21 protein-coding genes are annotated in these 19,512 nt (G+C 60.2%); 12 read left to right on the forward strand and 9 right to left on the reverse strand.

Annotated features, from left to right (window positions below; genetic code table 11):
- Window positions 1-64: 64 nt before the first annotated feature.
- On the reverse strand, window positions 65-457 hold the full coding sequence (gene msrB / locus AACY08_RS16450; RefSeq protein ID WP_017849410.1) for a peptide-methionine (R)-S-oxide reductase MsrB: 393 nt from the start codon (window positions 455-457) through the stop codon (window positions 65-67).
- A 201-nt stretch (window positions 458-658) separates the two neighbouring features.
- On the opposite strand from msrB, the gene AACY08_RS16455 reads away from it, so the two are divergent.
- Window positions 659-1,870: a pyridoxal phosphate-dependent aminotransferase gene (locus AACY08_RS16455; protein ID WP_339470418.1), complete on the forward strand. Its 1,212-nt coding sequence runs from the start codon at window positions 659-661 to the stop codon at window positions 1,868-1,870.
- A gap of 304 nt (window positions 1,871-2,174) precedes the next feature.
- The gene (htpX, locus tag AACY08_RS16460; RefSeq protein WP_339470419.1) at window positions 2,175-3,062 is read left to right on the forward strand and encodes a protease HtpX; all 888 of its coding nucleotides are present in this window, start codon (window positions 2,175-2,177) and stop codon (window positions 3,060-3,062) included.
- Between the two features lie 159 nt (window positions 3,063-3,221).
- Here htpX and AACY08_RS16465 read toward each other — a convergent pair whose 3' ends face one another.
- A complete protein-coding gene (locus AACY08_RS16465) occupies window positions 3,222-3,878 on the reverse strand; it encodes a thiopurine S-methyltransferase (protein WP_339470421.1) in 657 nt (218 codons plus the stop codon).
- 105 nt (window positions 3,879-3,983) lie between these two features.
- Here AACY08_RS16465 and AACY08_RS16470 point away from each other — a divergent pair, with 105 nt between their 5' ends.
- Window positions 3,984-4,751, forward strand: a complete 768-nt coding sequence (locus tag AACY08_RS16470) for a DODA-type extradiol aromatic ring-opening family dioxygenase (RefSeq protein ID WP_339470422.1) — start codon at window positions 3,984-3,986, stop codon at window positions 4,749-4,751.
- Between the two features lie 139 nt (window positions 4,752-4,890).
- On the opposite strand, the gene AACY08_RS16475 is transcribed toward AACY08_RS16470, so the two are convergent.
- Window positions 4,891-6,564, reverse strand: a complete 1,674-nt coding sequence (locus AACY08_RS16475) for a DEAD/DEAH box helicase (protein ID WP_053255160.1) — start codon at window positions 6,562-6,564, stop codon at window positions 4,891-4,893.
- A 423-nt stretch (window positions 6,565-6,987) separates the two neighbouring features.
- Between AACY08_RS16475 and AACY08_RS16480 the strand changes: the two genes are divergently transcribed.
- Window positions 6,988-7,779, forward strand: a complete 792-nt coding sequence (locus AACY08_RS16480; RefSeq protein ID WP_339470423.1) for a crotonase/enoyl-CoA hydratase family protein — start codon at window positions 6,988-6,990, stop codon at window positions 7,777-7,779.
- Between the two features lie 150 nt (window positions 7,780-7,929).
- Here the strand turns inward: AACY08_RS16480 and AACY08_RS16485 are convergent, their stop codons facing one another.
- On the reverse strand, window positions 7,930-8,685 hold the full coding sequence (locus AACY08_RS16485; RefSeq protein WP_339470424.1) for a spermidine synthase: 756 nt from the start codon (window positions 8,683-8,685) through the stop codon (window positions 7,930-7,932).
- A 123-nt stretch (window positions 8,686-8,808) separates the two neighbouring features.
- Here AACY08_RS16485 and AACY08_RS16490 point away from each other — a divergent pair, with 123 nt between their 5' ends.
- The gene (locus tag AACY08_RS16490) at window positions 8,809-10,155 is read left to right on the forward strand and encodes a class II 3-deoxy-7-phosphoheptulonate synthase (RefSeq protein ID WP_339470425.1); all 1,347 of its coding nucleotides are present in this window, start codon (window positions 8,809-8,811) and stop codon (window positions 10,153-10,155) included.
- Between the two features lie 49 nt (window positions 10,156-10,204).
- On the opposite strand, the gene AACY08_RS16495 is transcribed toward AACY08_RS16490, so the two are convergent.
- A complete protein-coding gene (locus AACY08_RS16495) occupies window positions 10,205-11,434 on the reverse strand; it encodes a winged helix-turn-helix domain-containing protein (protein WP_339470427.1) in 1,230 nt (409 codons plus the stop codon).
- A 45-nt stretch (window positions 11,435-11,479) separates the two neighbouring features.
- Window positions 11,480-11,686: a DUF1127 domain-containing protein gene (locus tag AACY08_RS16500; RefSeq protein ID WP_339427785.1), complete on the reverse strand. Its 207-nt coding sequence runs from the start codon at window positions 11,684-11,686 to the stop codon at window positions 11,480-11,482.
- 70 nt (window positions 11,687-11,756) lie between these two features.
- Here AACY08_RS16500 and AACY08_RS16505 point away from each other — a divergent pair, with 70 nt between their 5' ends.
- Window positions 11,757-12,638, forward strand: coding sequence for a LysR substrate-binding domain-containing protein (locus tag AACY08_RS16505; protein ID WP_339470428.1), 882 nt, complete (start codon window positions 11,757-11,759; stop codon window positions 12,636-12,638).
- On the opposite strand, the gene AACY08_RS16510 is transcribed toward AACY08_RS16505, so the two are convergent.
- Window positions 12,628-13,377 (reverse strand): sulfite exporter TauE/SafE family protein, encoded by a 750-nt coding sequence (locus AACY08_RS16510; protein ID WP_339470430.1) that lies wholly within the window; start codon window positions 13,375-13,377, stop codon window positions 12,628-12,630. The two genes, AACY08_RS16505 and AACY08_RS16510, sit on opposite strands and share 11 nt — an antisense overlap.
- Window positions 13,378-13,486: 109 nt before the next feature.
- Between AACY08_RS16510 and AACY08_RS16515 the strand changes: the two genes are divergently transcribed.
- The 4 genes from AACY08_RS16515 to AACY08_RS16530 all read left to right on the forward strand — a co-directional run bounded on the left by AACY08_RS16515 (window position 13,487) and on the right by AACY08_RS16530 (window position 16,696).
- The gene (locus tag AACY08_RS16515; RefSeq protein ID WP_102060865.1) at window positions 13,487-14,437 is read left to right on the forward strand and encodes a LysR family transcriptional regulator; all 951 of its coding nucleotides are present in this window, start codon (window positions 13,487-13,489) and stop codon (window positions 14,435-14,437) included.
- Between the two features lie 80 nt (window positions 14,438-14,517).
- Complete coding sequence (locus tag AACY08_RS16520; RefSeq protein WP_339470432.1) at window positions 14,518-14,970, forward strand: MarR family winged helix-turn-helix transcriptional regulator; 453 nt, start codon at window positions 14,518-14,520, stop codon at window positions 14,968-14,970.
- A 262-nt stretch (window positions 14,971-15,232) separates the two neighbouring features.
- Window positions 15,233-15,652, forward strand: a complete 420-nt coding sequence (locus tag AACY08_RS16525; protein ID WP_339470433.1) for an organic hydroperoxide resistance protein — start codon at window positions 15,233-15,235, stop codon at window positions 15,650-15,652.
- A 27-nt stretch (window positions 15,653-15,679) separates the two neighbouring features.
- Window positions 15,680-16,696 (forward strand): alpha/beta hydrolase, encoded by a 1,017-nt coding sequence (locus AACY08_RS16530; protein WP_339470434.1) that lies wholly within the window; start codon window positions 15,680-15,682, stop codon window positions 16,694-16,696.
- A 67-nt stretch (window positions 16,697-16,763) separates the two neighbouring features.
- On the opposite strand, the gene AACY08_RS16535 is transcribed toward AACY08_RS16530, so the two are convergent.
- A complete protein-coding gene (locus AACY08_RS16535) occupies window positions 16,764-17,336 on the reverse strand; it encodes an elongation factor P (protein WP_003172723.1) in 573 nt (190 codons plus the stop codon).
- A 49-nt stretch (window positions 17,337-17,385) separates the two neighbouring features.
- On the reverse strand, window positions 17,386-18,519 hold the full coding sequence (gene earP / locus AACY08_RS16540) for an elongation factor P maturation arginine rhamnosyltransferase EarP (RefSeq protein WP_339470435.1): 1,134 nt from the start codon (window positions 18,517-18,519) through the stop codon (window positions 17,386-17,388).
- A 132-nt stretch (window positions 18,520-18,651) separates the two neighbouring features.
- Between earP and AACY08_RS16545 the strand changes: the two genes are divergently transcribed.
- Together AACY08_RS16545 and AACY08_RS16550 are read left to right on the forward strand one after the other, a co-directional pair.
- Window positions 18,652-19,020, forward strand: a complete 369-nt coding sequence (locus AACY08_RS16545; RefSeq protein WP_339470436.1) for a hypothetical protein — start codon at window positions 18,652-18,654, stop codon at window positions 19,018-19,020.
- A gap of 5 nt (window positions 19,021-19,025) precedes the next feature.
- Window positions 19,026-19,508, forward strand: a complete 483-nt coding sequence (locus tag AACY08_RS16550; protein ID WP_339470437.1) for a GreA/GreB family elongation factor — start codon at window positions 19,026-19,028, stop codon at window positions 19,506-19,508.
- Window positions 19,509-19,512: the final 4 nt, after the last annotated feature.

The following is a 19,512-nucleotide window of genomic DNA, read 5'->3' on the forward strand; positions in this document are numbered from 1 at the left end:
TTGATATCCCATTATCACCTCCCCCTGTAGGAGCCAGGCTTGCCGGACGCCTACAGAGGTTTTATCAACGCGGGACGAGGTCCAGGCACACCGAATTGATGCAATAACGCAGGCCAGTCGGCGGCGGACCGTCGGGGAATACATGGCCCAGGTGGGCATCGCATTTGGCGCAGGTGACTTCGGTGCGGATCATGCCGTGGCTGACGTCACGGATTTCGATCATCGCGCTGTCGGCAATCGGCGCGTAGAAACTGGGCCAGCCGCAGCCGGAATCAAACTTGGTGGTCGAATCGAACAGCGGCTCGTTGCAGCAGATGCAGTGGTACACACCGTCCGTCTTGGTGGCGTTGTACTTGCCGCTGAAAGGTCGCTCGGTACCCTTGAGACGACATACGTTGTACTGCTCGGGGTCGAGCATGGCTTTCCATTCATCAATGGTCTTCTGCAGCTTTTCCATCGGTACACCTCGGCAACTGAAAAAGCCTGATCTGTGTCTTTTCCGTAGATCAGGCGGCACGTATGATTGCGCCTCTTCAAAACGCCAGTCTGGCACCCGCGCTACCGGCATTCAAACGTATTTATGGGGGCGGCCCCGCGGGATTCACAGTACGGTAGTGTCCACACCGTCTGGATCGTTCATTTTCAGGATCACATCGCCATGCAGGTCAGCAAATCGAACAAGCTCGCCAACGTCTGCTATGACATTCGCGGCCCAGTGCTCAAGCACGCCAAACGCCTGGAAGAGGAAGGCCATCGCATCCTCAAGCTGAACATTGGCAACCCGGCGCCCTTTGGTTTCGAAGCGCCGGACGAGATCCTCCAGGACGTGATCCGCAACCTGCCCACCGCCCAGGGCTACAGCGACTCCAAAGGCCTGTTCAGCGCGCGTAAAGCGGTGATGCAGTACTACCAGCAAAAGCAGGTCGAAGGTGTTGGCATCGAAGACATCTACCTGGGCAATGGCGTGTCCGAGCTGATCGTGATGTCCATGCAGGCCCTACTCAACAATGGCGACGAAGTGCTGGTGCCGGCGCCGGACTACCCGCTGTGGACCGCCGCCGTGACCCTGTCCGGTGGCCACCCGGTGCACTACCTGTGTGACGAAGGCGCAGACTGGTTTCCGGACCTGGCCGACATCAAGGCCAAGATCACCCCAAACACCAAGGCCCTGGTGATCATCAACCCGAACAACCCGACCGGCGCCGTGTATTCCAAGGAGGTGTTGCTGGGCATGCTCGAACTGGCGCGCCAGCACAATCTGGTGGTGTTCTCCGACGAGATCTACGACAAGATCCTCTACGACGACGCCGTGCACATCTGCACCGCGTCGCTGGCGCCAGACCTGCTGTGCCTGACCTTCAACGGCCTGTCCAAGTCCTACCGCGTGGCGGGGTTTCGCTCCGGCTGGATCGCCATCTCCGGCCCCAAGCACAACGCGCAAAGTTACATCGAAGGTATCGACATACTGGCCAACATGCGCCTGTGTGCCAACGTGCCCAGCCAGCACGCGATCCAGACCGCGCTGGGCGGCTACCAGAGCATCAACGACCTGATCTTGCCCCAAGGTCGCCTTCTGGAACAGCGTAATCGCACCTGGGAACTGCTCAACGCAATCCCGGGCGTGAGCTGCGTGAAACCCATGGGCGCGCTGTACGCCTTCCCGCGCATCGACCCGAAGGTGTGCCCGATTCTCAACGACGAGAAGTTTGTGCTCGATCTGCTGCTCTCGGAAAAACTGCTGGTGGTGCAAGGCACGGCGTTCAACTGGCCGTGGCCGGATCACTTCCGCGTGGTGACATTGCCGCGTGTGGATGACCTGGAGATGGCCATTGGTCGCATCGGTAGCTTCCTCAAGTCCTATCGCCAGTAACGGAAACGGCGCTGTACGATCGACAATCGGTCGTACAGCGAGTATCTGGCAACACTTCTCTGCCCCTTCTCCGTTCCAGCCGTTTGCTGGCGCAGCAAAAGCTATCTCCCCCCTATATTTACTGGGCTGGAAGGTATGGGTGAGCCGATCAAGGCGGCTTTTTCGCGTCGGAAAATCCCTTCAAGGCTCTACATTCAGGCTGTAGGACACAGTTTGAAATAGTCGCTCGGTTGAATCACCCCATGCCGCACCTTATATACCCCGCAGTACGCGACATATTAAGCATGAGGAGAACCCTACAACCATGATGCGCATCCTGCTGTTCTTGGCCACTAACCTTGCGGTCGTGCTGATTGCCAGCATTACCTTGAGCCTTTTCGGCTTCAATGGGTTCATGGCGGCCAACGGGGTTGACCTGAACCTCAATCAGCTGCTGGTTTTCTGTGCGGTCTTTGGTTTTGCCGGCTCGCTGTTCTCGCTGTTCATCTCCAAGTGGATGGCGAAAATGAGCACCAGCACCCAGGTGATCACCCAGCCACGTACCCGGCATGAGCAATGGTTGCTGCAGACCGTCGAGCAATTGTCCCGCGAAGCCGGCATCAAGATGCCCGAGGTCGGGATCTTCCCGGCCTATGAAGCCAACGCATTTGCCACCGGCTGGAACAAGAACGACGCACTCGTTGCGGTCAGCCAGGGCATGCTGGAACGCTTCTCGTACGATGAAGTGAAGGCGGTGCTGGCCCACGAGATCGGCCACGTGGCCAACGGTGACATGGTCACCCTGGCGCTGGTCCAAGGCGTGGTGAACACCTTCGTGATGTTCTTCGCGCGGATCATCGGCAACTTTGTCGACAAGGTGATCTTCAAGAACGAAGAAGGCCGCGGTATTGCCTACTTCGTGGCAACCATCTTCGCCGAAATCGTGCTGGGCTTCCTGGCCAGCGCGATCACCATGTGGTTCTCGCGCAAACGGGAATTCCGCGCAGACGAAGCCGGTGCCCGCCTGGCGGGTACCGGGGCGATGATCGCAGCGCTGCAACACCTGCGCTCCGAACAGGGCCTGCCGGTGCATATGCCGGACAGCCTGACGGCCTTTGGTATCAACGGTGGCATCAAGCAGGGCATGGCTCGCCTGTTCATGAGCCACCCGCCACTGGAAGAGCGTATCGACGCACTGCGTCGTCGGGGCTGATAGCTCGGTAGTGACACCGAAAGGGGCGATCTGATCGCCCCTTTTTCGTGGGTGCGTCTTTGACCATCGCGGCATAGGTATCTACACCTCTAGAGCGAGCCTCTGCTACGCGATATCACATTTAGAATGTGTAGATACCGATGGCCATCGCTAGCAGGGTCAGCACCTGATCATTTGATACCCACGCTCTTCCAGCCGCGTAACGCCGTCCTGCACGAACTTCCAGCTCTCGCCCAGAATGTCTTGCTCTTCCAGTACCTTCAGGGCCCAGTCCGCGCCAAACAGCACCTTCACCTCCTCATCCGTCACCGCAAACGGCGGGCCGGCTTTTTGCGTCTGGTCGTAATCGAGGGTGATCAGCAGCCCCTGGCAACCCGGCCGCAAAAGCGTATTCAGGTGCTCGGCATACTGCGCACGCATCAGCGGCGGCAAGGCGATCAGCGCGGCACGGTCATACAGCGCCGTGCAATCGGCCAGCGCTTCGGCGCCCAGCGCGAAGAAATCGCCGCACCACACTTCGATCAAATCAGCCTGATACACCTTGAACATGCCCCGCTGGGTGATGCGCGGTGTCAGATTCTGCCCAGTGAAGAAGGCTTCCACCGCCTGCTCCGACAGCTCCACGCCCAGCACCCGAAACCCCAGGCTGGCCAGCCACATCAGGTCCAGGCTTTTGCCACACAATGGCACCAGCACTTTGGCGCCCTTGGCGAGTGCCAACTGCGGCCAGTGCCGTTGCAGGTAAGGATTGACCTCGGGCAAATGAAAGCCGATCTGATTGCGCGCCCAGCGCGCCCGCCAAAACTCAGGCTCCATGGATATGCCCCCAAAAATTCGATCAAATGGTGCTAAAACTTATATTAGATTTAGATCAATGATCTGATTAAAGATGGGCCCATGTTAACGCTCAGGACCCCCCTTATGTTCCCCAGCCTGTTTATCTCCCACGGTTCGCCCATGCTCGCCCTGCAACCCGGCGCCAGCGGCCCGGCGCTCCAGCGACTCGCCGCTGAGATGCCACGGCCGAAAGCAATCGTGGTGGTGTCGGCGCATTGGGAGAGCCATGAGCTCATGGTCAGCGGCAACGCCGCGCCTGACACCTGGCACGACTTTGGTGGCTTCCCCCGCGAATTGTTTGCCGTGCAATACCCCGCGCCGGGCGATCCGCAGTTGGCCGGCGAGATAGTCGAGCGGCTGCACGCCGATGGTTTGAATGCACGCCTAGACGACCAACGCCCGTTCGACCACGGCACTTGGGTGCCGCTCTCGCTGATGTACCCGGCGGCAGACATTCCAGTGGTGCAGGTTTCCCTGCCCAGCCGCATGGGCCCTGCTCTGCAGACACGGGTCGGGCATGCGCTTGCCAGCCTGCGCGACAGAGGTGTGCTATTGATCGGCTCGGGCAGCATCACCCATAACCTGGGCGAACTGGACTGGCACGCGGGGCCTGAGAGCATAGAGCCCTGGGCGCGGGATTTCCGGGACTGGGTGGTGGACAAGCTGGCGGCCAACGATGAGAACGCGCTGCACGACTATCGCCGTCAGGCACCGCATGCGGTACGTAGCCATCCCAGCGATGAGCATTTGTTGCCGCTGTACTTTGCACGTGGCGCCGGTGGCGATTTCAGCGTGGCGCACCAGGGGTTCACCATGGGCGCCCTCGGCATGGACATCTACCGCTTCGGCTGACAGACATCTAAATGTGGGGAGCGGGCTCGCTCGCTCCCACATTAACTTGGATACAAATCCAAAACCTCAAATGCCAGACAAAAAAATCCCCGAACCAGTCGGGGATTTTTTATGTGCGATCAATCAGCCCAGAGGCGGATCAATCTTCGCGGTAGCGACGCAGCTTCAACTGCTTACCGGCAACGCGAGTGTCTTTCAGCTTGGCCAGCAGTTTTTCCAGACCATCTTCCGGCAGCTCCACCAGGGAGAAGCTGTCACGGACCTGGATGCGACCGATGGCTTCACGTGCCAGGCCACCCTCGTTGAGGATAGCGCCGAGCAGGTTCTTGGCAGCGATACCGTCACGCGCGCCCAGCGCGGTACGGCAACGAGCACGGCCTTCAGCCAATGGAACCGGAGCGCGACGCTCACGATCACCACGGTCTGGACGGTCGCCAGTACGCTCTGGACGATCACCGCGTGGCGCGTTGTTCGGCACCAGTGGGCGTTCTTTCTCGATGGCTGCCAGGGTCAATGCTTGACCGTTGGTCGCTTTACGCAGCAGGGCTGCAGCCAGGGCACGTGGGGTGCAACCGATATCGGCGGTCAGGCGGTCAAGCAATTCGCCGTGGGTCGATTCAGCGTCAGCCACCAGCGGCGACAGGCTGTTGGTCAGTTTCTTGATGCGAGCATCCAGAACGGCCTGGGCATCCGGCAGGCGGACTTCAGCGACTTTCTGACCGGTAACACGCTCGATCACTTGCAGCATGCGGCGCTCACGTGGAGTCACCAGCAGCAGTGCACGACCTTCGCGACCGGCACGGCCAGTACGGCCGATACGGTGAACGTAGGACTCTGGGTCGTACGGCATGTCAACGTTGAACACGTGGGTGATACGTGGAACGTCGAGACCACGTGCAGCAACGTCGGTCGCCACAACGATGTCCAGACGGCCATCCTTGAGGGAGTCGATCACGCGCTCACGTTGGTTCTGGGCGATGTCACCGTTCAGCGCAGCGGCTTTGTAGCCTTTGGCTTCCAGGGCACTGGCCAGGTCAAGGGTCGCTTGTTTGGTGCGCACGAACATGATCAGGGCGTCGAAGTCTTCGACTTCCAGCAGACTCAATACAGCCGAGGTCTTCTGGTCAGCGTGAACCAACAGGTGAGCCTGTTCGATCGCGGTAACGGTCTGAGTCTTGGTCTGGATCTTCACGTGTTGCGGATCGCGCAGGTGGCGTTCGGCAATGGCACGGATCGACTGTGGCAGGGTAGCCGAGAACAGGACGGTCTGACGGGTTGGTGGCAGCGCCTTGAAGATGACTTCCAGGTCATCCATGAAGCCCAGCTTCAACATTTCGTCAGCTTCGTCGAGAACCAAGTGGTTCACGGTCGACAGGACTTTCTCGTCGCGACGCAGGTGGTCGCACAGACGGCCCGGGGTGGCGACAACGATCTGTGCGCCGTTACGGATTGCTTTCAGTTGCGGGCCCATCGGCGCGCCGCCGTAAACAGCCACAACGGTAACGCCTGGCATTTGCTTGGCGTAGGTTTCAAAAGCGGTTGCTACTTGCAGCGCCAACTCACGAGTTGGCGCCAGGATCAGGGCTTGCGGTTCGCGCTTGGCAGGATCGATGCAGTGCAGGATAGGCAGGGCGAACGCGGCGGTTTTACCAGTACCGGTTTGCGCCTGGCCAATCATGTCCTGGCCGGCCATGATGATCGGGATCGATTGCTGCTGAATCGCCGAAGGTTCTTCGTAGCCGGTCGCGATGACGGCAGCGAGAATGTTCGGGTTAAGATTAAAAGCGGCGAAGCCGCCGGTTTCCTGGGTCATGGGTCTGCCTCTAAGTGCATCCGCAAAGACCCATGCTCCAAAGCTGCGCATGCCGTGTTGAGACTCAAGAGTCGCCCTGGCTGCTTTGTCGGCGGGGATTTGCGAAAACGAATGAATGAAAAAGATTCGTCAAGGAAGAGTCCGCTGTGCGGACGTGCAGCCGAAGCTGACTTCGGGGAATTGCGCTACCTAAACGCGGCCCGGTTAAAGGCCGGCGCGCACTATACCGGAAATAGCTGAAAAAGGGAGCTTTTTTTATCGTAAAGCACTGATAAACCGCGCTGCGTCACAGTCTTTGCAGATAACACGCGTTAGGTCTATTTTTCAAAGGCCCGGCCCTGTTGGTCACAACGCTTAAACGGTTCACCCAACCCTTCCGACCCTTTGGTCTGAAACCCTTCCCCGCGCCCGAGGGCACACCCGATGAATCAAGCCAGCAGCAGCCGCGTCAGCCGAGAACTGCAGGGCCATGTCCTGCTGTTGGGCCTGGACCGGGTAGCCAAACGCAACGCTTTCGACCTGGACCTGCTCAACGAACTGAGCCTGGCATATGGTGAATTTGATCGAAATGCCGATGCGCGGGTGGCGGTGGTATTTGCCCATGGTGATCACTTCACTGCCGGGCTGGACCTGGCCAATGTCAGCGCGGTGATGGCCGTCGGTTGGCAACCACCGCTGGGGGGCTGCGATCCCTGGGGCGTGTTTGCCGGCCCCCGTGTGAGCAAACCGGTGATCGTCGCGGCCCAGGGCTACTGCCTGACCATCGGTATCGAGCTGATGCTGGCGGCGGACATCAACCTGTGCGCGAGCAATACGCGCTTTGCGCAGATGGAAGTGCAGCGCGGTATCTTTCCGTTTGGCGGCGCGACGCTGCGCTTTCATCAGGTCGCTGGCTGGGGCAATGCGATGCGCTGGCTGCTGACCGGCGATGAATTCGACGCCCATGACGCGCTGCGCTTGGGTTTGGTGCAGGAAGTAATGGCCAGCGAAGATTTGTTGCCGCGCGCCGTCGAACTGGCTAACCGTATCGCGCGGCAGGCACCGCTGGGTGTGCAGGCCACGTTGATGTCGGCACGGCTGGCGCATATGGAAGGCGAAGCCGTCGCGGCAGCGGCTTTGCCGCCTGTGGTGGATAAATTGCTTAACAGCGAGGATGCCAAGGAAGGTGTACGGGCGATGATTGAGAAGCGGCCGGGGGTGTTCAAGGGTATATGAATAACCTGAATTAGCCGTCGACAGTGATGGCCTCTTCGCGGGCAAGCCCGCTCCCACATTTTGACTGCGTGCATCCTGTAGCAATGCGGTCGAATGTGGGAGCGGCGGTTCGACGCTTCGACTTGCTTGCGAAAGCGTCAGAACAGGCGACTAGGTTGCCGGCCGAATCGCCTTGATCAGCGACTGCAACGAATAGCCCAACCGCGGTGCCAGCGCTTCAGCACGAGCCGAAAGCGCGCCAAGGTCCAGTTCCTGATCCAGCTCCGAAGGCACCAACAGAATCACATTCCCCTCCTTCACCGGCAGTTCCCAGTAATGCCGGTGATACAACCCGCGCAACAACGCCGCACCCAACGGTTTGCCATCGTCGGTGGCCCATTGGTTGATCACCAGCCAGCCGCCGGGGTTGAGTTTTTTCTGGCAGCTTTCCAGGAAGGTCCAGGCCAGGTGCCCGACGCCGGGGCCGACGTCGGTGTAGAGGTCGACAAAAATCAGGTCGGCCGACTCAGCCGTGTCGAGCAATTGCAGCGCGTCGCCGACGCGGATATACAGCCGTGGGTCATCGTCCAGCCCCAGGTATTCGATGGCCAGGCGCGGCACGTCGGGACGCAACTCGATGGCCTCCACGTCTTCCAGCGGCAGGAACTTAAGGCACGCCTGGGTCAGCGTACCGGCGCCCAGGCCGAGGAACAGTGCGCTTTCCGGCTGCTCATGGCACAACGCGCCGATCAGCATCGCGCGGGTGTAGTCGTACTCCAGCCAGCTCGGGTCAGCCGTGAACACGCAGCTTTGCTCGATGGCATCGCCGAACTCGAGAAAACGGTAATCGGCCACTTCGAGCACACGGATCATGCCGAAATCATCATGGACTTCGGCGAGCAGGCGCTCGACACGCTCCTCGGTCATCATTACTCCTAAAGGGTTTGCTGCACGGCAAAGGCGTGATTGTCGGCCAACCGGCGGCAACAGGTCACGCACTAATTGCTGATAACATTGGCGCCCGACCGTCAATCAACAATCGAGTGCATGATGAGCCAACCCTGGAGCCCCGACAGCTGGCGCGCCCTGCCGATCCAGCAACAACCCCAGTACCCGGACGCTGCGCACCTGCTGCACGTGGAGCAGAGCCTGGCCAGCTACCCGCCGCTGGTGTTTGCCGGGGAAGCCCGCGAGTTGCGTCGCCAGTTTGCCGAAGTGACCCAGGGACGCGCGTTCCTGCTGCAAGGTGGCGACTGCGCCGAGAGCTTTGCCGAATTCTCCGCCGCGAAAATCCGCGACACCTTCAAGGTGTTGCTGCAGATGGCCATTGTGATGACCTTCGCCGCCGGCTGCCCGGTGGTCAAAGTCGGGCGCATGGCCGGCCAGTTCGCCAAGCCGCGTTCGGCCAACGACGAGACCATCGACGGCATCACCCTGCCCGCCTATCGCGGCGATATCGTCAACGGCATCGGTTTCGATGAAAAAAGCCGCGTGCCGGACCCGGACCGCTTGTTGCAGTCCTATCACCAGTCCACCGCCACCCTCAACCTGTTGCGCGCGTTTGCCCAAGGCGGGTTTGCCGACCTGCACCAGGTGCACAAGTGGAACCTGGACTTCATCGCCAACTCCGCCCTGGCCGAGAAGTACAGCCAACTGGCCGACCGCATCGATGAAACCCTGGCTTTCATGCGCGCCTGCGGCATGGACAGCTCGCCGCAACTGCGCGAAACCAGCTTCTTCACCGCCCACGAAGCGCTGCTGCTCAACTACGAACAGGCCTTCGTGCGCCGTGACAGCCTGACCAACGACTACTACGACTGCTCGGCGCATATGCTGTGGATCGGCGACCGTACGCGCCAGTTGGACGGTGCCCACGTCGAGTTCCTGCGCGGGGTGAACAACCCGATCGGCGTCAAGGTCGGGCCGAGCATGAACCCGGATGACTTGATCCGCTTGATCGACATCCTCAACCCGGACAACGACCCCGGCCGTCTCAACCTGATCGCGCGCATGGGCGCCGGCAAGGTCGGCGACCACCTGCCAGGCCTGATTCGTGCGGTGCAGCGCGAGGGCAAGCAGGTGCTATGGAGCTCCGATCCGATGCATGGCAACACCATCAAGGCCAGCAGCGGCTACAAGACCCGCGACTTTGCGCAGATCCTGGGCGAGGTGAAGGATTTCTTCCAGGTGCACCAGGCCGAGGGGACGTATGCCGGCGGGATTCATATCGAAATGACCGGGCAGAACGTCACCGAATGCATCGGCGGCGCGCGGCCGATTACTGAAGAGGGTTTGTCGGACCGCTATCACACCCATTGCGACCCGCGGATGAATGCCGATCAGTCGCTGGAGTTGGCGTTTTTGATTGCCGAGACCTTGAAGCAGGTCAAGCGCTGAGATTTAAGTTGCCTTTAGGGCGCCATCGGGGACAAGCCCCGATAGCGCCCTAAAGCACAACATCCAAGCTGATCATTGCAACGCTTAACCGGTCGGCACTCGGCCTTTGGCAATTGAGCAGCACCTGCTCCAACCCCAGCCAATCAGCCATCTGCCGCAGATTCAGCGCCAGCGCCAACATCCCCTCCTCATCAAGCCCCGGCTCTTCCTCATGCACCGCATGCACCGCCAAACGCCCATTGGCGCGTTCGGCGCGCAAGTCGATGCGCGCGGCGATCCGCTCGTTGTGCAAAAACGGCAGCACGTAATAGCCGTAGACGCGTTTGTCCTGTGGCGTGTATATCTCCAAGCGGTAACGGAAATCAAACAAGCGCTCGGTGCGGCTGCGTTCCCAGATCAACGAATCGAATGGCGACAGCAATGCGCTGGCCGCGGCTTTGCGCGGCACTTTGGGTTCGGGCAGGCAGTACGCCGGCTGTTTCCAGCCTTGCACCTGGCAGGTCAGCAATTGGCCGTCCTCGACCAATTCGGCAAGGCGATTGCGGCTGTCGGCAGGGTCCAGGCGAAAATAATCGCGCAGGTCTTTTTCCGTACCCACACCTAACGCTGTCGCACTGTGCAACAACAAGCCGCGCTGGGCTTCAGTTTCAGTCACAGAGGCTTGAAGCATCTCGCGGGGGATCACCCGTTCCGGCAAATCATAGAGCCGCTCAAACCCACGCCGCCCTGCGACAGTCACGAGGCCAGCAGCAAACAGCCATTCCAGCGCGTGTTTTTCATCACTCCAATCCCACCACGGGCCCGCGCGCTCTTCGCGGGTCGACAGGCTGCCGGCACCCAGTGCACCCTGTTGTTCAACGGTCTGCAAAACACGCTGGATGGTGGCCTGCTGCTCCCGACCAAAACGCGCCATCTGTGAATAGATACCCTGCCCCTGCTGCGCCCGCACCATGCGCCAACGCATCAACGGGTAAAGCGCCAGCGGCAATAGTGACGCCTCATGCCCCCAGTATTCGAACAACGAACGCCGCCGGCCCTGGCTCCAGGCCGCCTGTTCAAGGAGCAAAGGGGAGTAATTGCCCAATCGGGAAAACAGCGGCAGGTAATGCGAGCGCACCACGGCGTTCACCGAGTCGATCTGCAACACGCCGAGGCGTTCAATCATCCGGTTGAGCTGCGCAGCCTTAATCAGCGCAGGCGCCTGGCGCCCGGAAAAACCCTGGGCCGCCAGCGCCATGCGTCGAGCTTGCTTGAGTGAAAAAGACAGGTCGGCGGGCATGGGGTTCTCCGTGTGGGCGCGCCACCTACCCTACTGCATCCGCGATCATTTTCGCAGCGGGTCTTGCCAGAAATTCAGGTGTCGCTCCTGCTCTACGTCGCGGCGATTGAGCCCGATATCCTTGAGCGCCTCATCGCTCAAGGTTGCCAGCATCTGCCGCTCCGCGTGCACCACCTGCCAACGGGCGATCTTGTGAAACAGCCCGAAAAATGGACGTTTGACTAGCAATACAAAACCTCTTTGACCTTTCATGTTCTCGCCCTCCCGTGGGGATGGCGCAAGTGTGTGCCCGGGCTTATGATCAATCCAACGAATGTTTCTTATGCAATACATCTCAGAGATTGATCATTTGTCCAGCTTCCCAAGCATCGACACAGAAGTGCTGCGCACCTTCGTCGCCATCGCCGACCAGGGCGGTTTTACCCGCGCCGGGGAATTGGTCAACCGCACTCAATCGGCGGTGAGCATGCAGATGAAGCGCCTGGAAGAAGACGTGTTGCAGCGCAAGCTGTTCGAACGTGATGGTCGCCAGGTACGGCTCACACCCGAAGGCCAGGTGTTGCTGGGGTATGCGCGGCGCATCCTGAAACTGCACAGCGAAGTGTTCAACACCCTGCGTGAGCCGCACATGGTGGGGTTGGTGCGCATCGGCACGCCAGATGACTACGTGATGCGTTTCCTGCCTGGGATTCTGAAGCAGTTTTCCAAGGCCTATCCGCTGATCCAGATCGAGATGCACTGCGAATCCTCACCGGTGCTAATGCAGCGGCGGGATTTGGCGTTGACCGTTGTCAGCCGCGAGCCAGGCAATGAAATCGGTGAGCTGTTGCGCACAGAACGCATGGTCTGGGCGGCAGCGCCATGCTTTTGCACGGACGAGCATGAAGCCCTGCCACTGGCGATGTCCGGTGCCGATTGTCTCTACACCCAGTGGGCGCGGTCGGCATTGGAGGCGGCCGGGCGCGATTATCGCCTGGCCTATCACAGCTCCAACGTGGCGGCGATCCAGGCCGTGGTCAACGCCGGCCTGGCGGTGATGGTCAGCATGGAAAGCCTGGTGACTGACGACTTGCGCGTACTTGGCAAGGACGAGGGCCTGCCACCTCTGCCCTCGATGAACCTGCACTTGTTGCGCAACCCACAGATGAATTCGCCCATGACCGAATGCCTGGCGGACTACATCCTCGAAGGTTTCAGACTTTAAAGGTCAGCATCACCGCGCACACCACCAGGAAGCCACAGAACAAGCCGCGCAACACACGCTCCGGCAACGCATGCGCCACCTTCACCCCCCAACTGATACTGAGCAAACCGCCGACGGCCAACGGCACGCCGATCATCCAGTCCACTTCCTGGTGCCAGGCGTAGGTCACCAGCGTTACGCCGGTGCTGGGCAGCGCCAAGGCCAGCGACAATCCTTGCGCGATCACTTGGCTGGTGCCAAACACGCTGGTGAGTACCGGCGTGGCGACCACCGCGCCCCCCACGCCAAACAAACCGCCCATAGAGCCGGACGCCGCACCCAATACGCCCAGCCAGGGCCAGGAGTAACGCATCTGCGCGCTCGGGGGTGCGTTGCGGGTGAACATGCGCAGCAGATTATAGGCCGCCAGCACCCCCAGAAAGACGATAAAGCCGATGCGCATCGCCCCCGCATCCAGGCCCACCGCCCAGATCGAACCGAGCCAGGCAAAACTGAAACCCATGATCCCCAACGGCAGCGCATGCCGCAGTTCGATGCGGTTACGTTGGTGATAGCGCCACAGCGCAAGCATCACGTTGGGCACCACCATCACCAGCGCCGTACCCTGGGCCAGTTGTTGATCCAGGCCGAACAATACACCCAGCACCGGGATCGCAATCAGCCCGCCACCAATGCCAAACAGGCCACCCACCGTGCCGAGGGCTGCGCCCAAGATCAAATACATCACTACATCCAACACTGCGCGTTACTCCTCAATCCCATGCCTTGCATGCTACGCAGTCGGCTATGGCGTGGAAACGCACAGCAACGCACAATGGCTGTGCCAATCTCGCATAAGCGTTTGTGTAATGAACCCGAATACCTTGACCGATCAGCTTGGCCTGTTTCTCGATGTACTGGAGACCGGCAGCTTTTCCGCCGCCGCACGTCGCCACCCGCTGACGCCCTCAGCGGTGGCACGGCGCATCGACAGCCTGGAAAGCTCAGTGGGCAGCCGCCTGTTCCAGCGCAGCACCCACGCGGTGGTGCCGACCCCGGCAGGCCTGGCATTTGCCGAGCGGGCGCGACGGATTGTCAGCGAGTTGCAATTGGCGCGCGCCGAAGCGGTGTCCCTCAGCCATGCGCCGGAAGGCTTGATTCGCGTGGATGCGCCGGCAGCGTTTGGACGACGGCATCTGGCACCGGTGATTGCAGATTTTCTCAATGTGTATCCGGGGCTGGACGTGCACCTGCATCTGATCGACAGCTTTGTGGATATGCAGGGCGCGCACCTGGGCAAGGTCGATCTGGTGCTGCGCGCCGGGCATATCGTCGACACCCGGCTGATTGCCACGCCCCTGGCAAGCATCGTACGCATCGCCTGCGCCAGCCCGGCCTATCTGAAAAGCCGTGGCACGCCGCTGCATCCTCGCGAGCTAAGCGAACACGACGGGCTGGACTGGGATGGCTTGGCGCCGATGTTCGCCTGGCGCTTTGAGCTGGATGGGCGCCGCGCGACCTATCGCCCGCAGCGCATCCGCATGAGCGCCAACAACGCTGAAGCCTTGCTGTCCGGCGCGCTGGCGGGGCTGGGGATTGCCCATCTGCCCACATGGCTCGCCAGTGAGTACCTGGTGCGCGGCGAGCTGTTACCGTTGTTTTGCGAAAACGGCCTGCCCAGCCCCGAGACCACCGGGATCTATGCGCTGCGCCTGGAGCAGCAACCCAATGCACGTAGCCGTTTGTTGCTGGAATACCTCAAAACCCGTTTCAGCCCAGTGCCGCCCTGGGATCTGGCATTGCAAAACGGCTTGGTCTGACCGCCCGGACGGAATTATCTGGCGCATTAAAGAATTGCACGCTAGATTCCAGCCCAGACACGCTTTTTCGAGGCCCCGCCATGAGCAAAAACCCTGATCCGTGCGAATCGCTGCTGCTGGACAACCAGTTGTGCTTCGCCCTGCACTCCACCTCGCTGCTGATGACCAAGGTCTACAAGCCGTTGTTGCAGGCCCTGGGCCTGACCTACCCGCAATACCTGGCGATGATGGTGCTGTGGGAACAGGATGGTTTGACCGTCGGCGAAATCAGCAGCCGCTTGCTGACCGATCCGGGCTCCCTCACCCCGCTGCTCAAGCGCCTGGAGGTCGAAGGCCTGCTCAGCCGAACACGCAGTCGTGAAGATGAGCGCGTGGTGGTGGTGGAATTGACCGACGCCGGCCGGGCGTTACAGGACAAGGCCATGGGGATACCTCAGTGCATTCTGGGCGCCAGCGGCTTGGAATTGGACCAGTTGCGCAAGCTACAAGGCGACTTGATTGCGTTGCGTGCCAACCTGCAAGCCAGCCTCTAACGCGGTAGACCCGCCATCAAAAATCTAAAATGTGGGAGCGAGCTTGCTCGCGAAGGCGGTATGTCAGTCGATTGATTCAGTGACTGATCCACCGCTATCGCAGGCAAGCCAGCTCCCACATTTCGTTTGTGGCGCCAGAAAACGACGCATTGCGAACTTTTTTATACATTTATATTGCGCGCTAAACATTAGCGCTATATATTCACCTCAACAACTACTTAGCGCGCAAACATTTAGCGCTGCAAGCCAAGAGGAAAACACCATGCAAACGCTCTACACCGCAGTAGCCACCGCCACCGGCGGCCGTGATGGTCGTGCTGTTTCCAACGACAACATCCTCGACGTCAAACTCTCCACGCCCAAAGAACTCGGCGGTGCCGGTGGCCAAGCCACTAACCCTGAACAACTGTTCGCTGCCGGCTACTCGGCCTGCTTTATCGGTGCGCTGAAATTCGTCGCCAGCCAGACCAAACGCAAGATCCCGGATGATGCCTCGATCACTACCCACGTCGGCATTGGCCAGATCCCCGGTGGTTTCGGCCTGGATATCGACCTGCACATCAGCCTGCCGGGCCTGGCCCTGGACGATGCGCAAAGCCTGGTCGACGCGGCTCACCAAGTCTGCCCGTACTCCAACGCCACCCGTGGCAACGTCGATGTGCGCCTGCACGTGACCGTCTAATGACCTTGGCCGCCCCTGGAGAAAGACATGAACACAATGGGTAAAACGCTCACCGGAACCCTGCTCGCCCTGTCCATCACCCACGCCTTTGCTGCGACGGGTGATGTGGAACACAACACCCAGGCCTTCCTGGATGCCTTGAACGCCGGCACCGGTAAACCGATAGAGCAACTGACGCCAAAGGACGCCCGTGCCGTACTCACTGGCGCCCAGGCCGGTGTCAAGCTGACCTTGCCCACCGCGGATGTGAGCCAGAAGACCATTCAGGTCGATGGAAAGCCGCTGGACCTGACCATCGTGCGTCCGGCCGGGGTCAAGGGCACATTGCCGGTATTCATGTTCTTCCACGGTGGCGGCTGGGTGCTGGGGGATTACCCGACCCACGAACGCCTGGTGAGGGATTTGGTGGCGGGCTCGGGTGCGGTGGCGGTGTTCGTCAACTACACGCCTTCGCCGGAAGCGCATTATCCGGTGGCGATCAACCAGGCCTACGGCGCCACTAAATGGGTGGCCGAGCACGGCAAAGAGATCAATGTCGATGGCAAGCGCCTGGCGGTAGCCGGCAACAGTGTCGGCGGCAATATGGCGGCCGTGGTCAGCCTGATGGCCAAGGACAAGGGCACGCCGGCGATCACATTCCAGCTACTGCTGTGGCCGGTGACCGACGCCAGCTTCGACACGGGGTCCTACAACGAGTACGCCGAAGGGCACTTCCTCAGCCGCAACATGATGAAGTGGTTCTGGGACAACTACACCACCGACGCCAACCAACGCGCCGAGATCTATGCCTCGCCGCTGCGGGCCACCACTGCTCAGCTCGAAGGCTTGCCGCCCGCGCTGATCCAGACGGCCGGCGCCGATGTGCTGCGTGATGAAGGCGAGGCCTATGCCCGCAAGTTGGACCAGGCAGGTGTGCCGGTAACCGCCGTGCGCTACAACGGCATGATCCACGACTACGGTTTGCTCAATGTGGTCAGCCAGGTGCCAGCGGTGCGTTCAGCCCTGCTGCAAGCGTCGGACGAACTGAAGCAACACCTGAAGTAATCAATACGACGCGCACGAAAAAGCCCGACACAAGGTCGGGCTTTTTTTCGTATCGGCTGGGCCAGAATTACTTCTTGGCGCGACCTTTGTACGAACCGCCTTCGCGGGTATCGATCTCGATCAGGTCGTCGATTTCGATGAAATCGGCCACTTGCAGTTCGGTACCGTTGCTCAGCTTGGCAGGCTTCATCACCTTGCCGGAAGTGTCGCCGCGAGCGGAACCTTCGGTGTAGGCCACTTTACGCACGATGGTGGTCGGCAGCTCTACGGAAACCAGGCGCTCTTCGAAGAAAATAGCTTCGCAGACGTCTTCCATGCCTTCTTCGATGAACGGCAGAACGGCTTCGATATCTTCAGCGTTCAGCTCGTACATGGTGTAGTCGGTGGTGTCCATGAACGTGTAGGTGTCGCCGCTGATGAAGGACAGGGTCGCTTCTTTGCGGTCGAGGATCACGTCGTCCAGTTTGTCATCGGCGCTGTAGACGATCTCGGTCTTGTAACCGGTCAGCAGGTTCTTCAGCTTGGTCTTCATGATTGCGCTGTTACGACCAGACTTGGTGAACTCAGCTTTCTGAACCAGCCAAGGGTCGTTTTCGAGACGGATCACTGTACCGGGTTTCAGTTCTTTACCAGTTTTCATTGCATATATCCGAAATTTGGATGGGATTTACAAAATTCAAGGTGGCGTATCATATCCAACTTTCATAAAACTTCACCAGCGCCGTCGCAAGATCGGCCTGCAAGCCTTGTTCCAGACACCATGTTTCGGCGTGCTGGCTCACCTCCGGCCCGTGTTCCAGCAACATTTTCCACGGTTGTGCCATATCGCCCTCCGTGTTCCAGGCTTGCCAGAGTCCGATCAAGGCAGCCTTTGCCGCCGCTGATAAGCCGGCCGTGTACAGCGCCAGGAAGGCATCGAGCTTGTCGAGATGGATGTCTTCGTCCTGGCGATAGATGTGCCACAGCAACGGCCTGCCGGCCCATTGGGCGCGCACGAACGAGTCTTCGCCGCGTACGGCATTGAAGTCGCAGCACCACAGCAGGCGGTCATATTGCTCTTGGCGTACGAACGCGATGACCTGCACCGTCAGCGCTCCGCGTTGCTGGATGTCCCCCGCTGCCAGCCGGTCCAGGCCCAGCCAGTGCTGCACATCCCCCAGAATCCGGCCCTCCGGAACCAACAGATGAGTGGCACGCCCATCCGTCGATAACACGTCCAGCCAACTGGCCAGCCCGGGATTTTCGTAGGCAAACAGTGAGATCAGCCGCGCATCGGCTGCGGGAAATATGCCCAAGGCTTGCAGGAAGTCTCGCTGCGCGCTGGCATCCTGTTGAAAGGCCCGACGCTGCTCCAGCAGCCCGGCCTCGCGCAACAAGCCGCCGGTGCCGGGACGAAACCCGGGAAAGAAAAAGTACTTCTGCACGCCTTTGAATTTCACCGACGGTAGCCGGTGACACCCCACCACCCAGTCTTCCGCGCTGAGGTAATCCAGGTTCATCCATAACGGCGTACGCTCGCACTCGGCCATGGCCTCCATATAGTCGGGCGGCAACTGGCAGGCGAAGGCGGCGATCACTACATCCGCCGCTGGCGCACCCACCCACTCGGCCGGCCAATGGCACACTTCGACGCCTTCCTGCCATTGCACGTCTTGCTGCACATCAATTTCCGGGCACATGCGCTCGAAGGCGCGCAGGTCATCGACCCACAAACGCACAGCGCAACCATGCTCCGCCACCAATTGCCGGGCCAGGCGCCAGGTCACGCCGATGTCGCCGTAGTTGTCGACAACGCTGCAAAAAATATCCCAGCGGGCTTTCATTCCGGGCTCCAACGATCAAAGGCTCGATTGTCCGCATAAATGCACCGATGCAGAAGGCTTGATCGCGATTATTCTGCACAGTGGCTGTGCGACAATCGCCACCACGCCGCAAATGCCTGCCAGGAGGCCGCCATGTCTGATCGTTCGTTATCGCTGCTCAAGCTCAGTGTTTCTATCGCGTTTGGCGTGTGGCTGGGGTTTATCGCCATCGTGCTGACCACTTGGCTGGCTTCGCGCTATCTGTTTCCGCAGAGCCTGGCGCCGGTGGCCCAGGCGGTCCAGCAATTGGGCAAGCCTGCGGTTGTGGAACCTGATCCGCCGAACCGCCTGTTCGAGCAATATCAGCAGAACCTGCAGAAGCAGGAACAGCAGCAACCCCTGGATCAGGCCCGCAGCAATGCACGCAACCTGTCCAACCCCAAATGCCAGTTCTGGCTGCAACAGGACCAGAACGCTCCCAACGAAAAGACTCGGGCCAATGTCCTGCAATTCTGCGATTGATCACTATGAATAAACACGCCGTCCACTCGTTGGTCCTGGAAAAGCTCAGCGTCGACCTCGACATTGCCCAACGTGCCGCGCAGACCGCCTACGAAACTGCGACCCACGAAGAAAACATCGCCGAAAACAAATACGACACTCTGGGGCTGGAGGCGTCCTACCTGGCAGCCGGGCAAGCCAAGCGTGTCGAGGAAATCAAGCAGTCACTGGCGCAGTGCCAGAACATGGCACTGCGTGCCTACGATGATCAGCGGGGCATAGAAATCGGCGCGCTACTGGGCCTGGCTGATGAGAGCGGTCGCCAGCAGTGGCTGTTCCTGGCGCCGGACGCGGCGGGTTTGAAAGTGGACGTGGTGGGGCAACCGGTGACCGTCATCACCCCGCGCTCGCCGCTGGGCAAAAGCCTGCTGGGCAAGTTTGAAGGTGATGAGGTAGAGATTCTGGTGGCAGGCGCTCGGCAACTGTTTACGGTTACCGAGGCCAAATAAACCA

The sequence above is a fragment of the Pseudomonas sp. EL_65y_Pfl1_R83 genome (assembly GCF_963970695.1).
GTDB classification, from domain to species: Bacteria; Pseudomonadota; Gammaproteobacteria; order Pseudomonadales; family Pseudomonadaceae; genus Aquipseudomonas; species Aquipseudomonas tritici.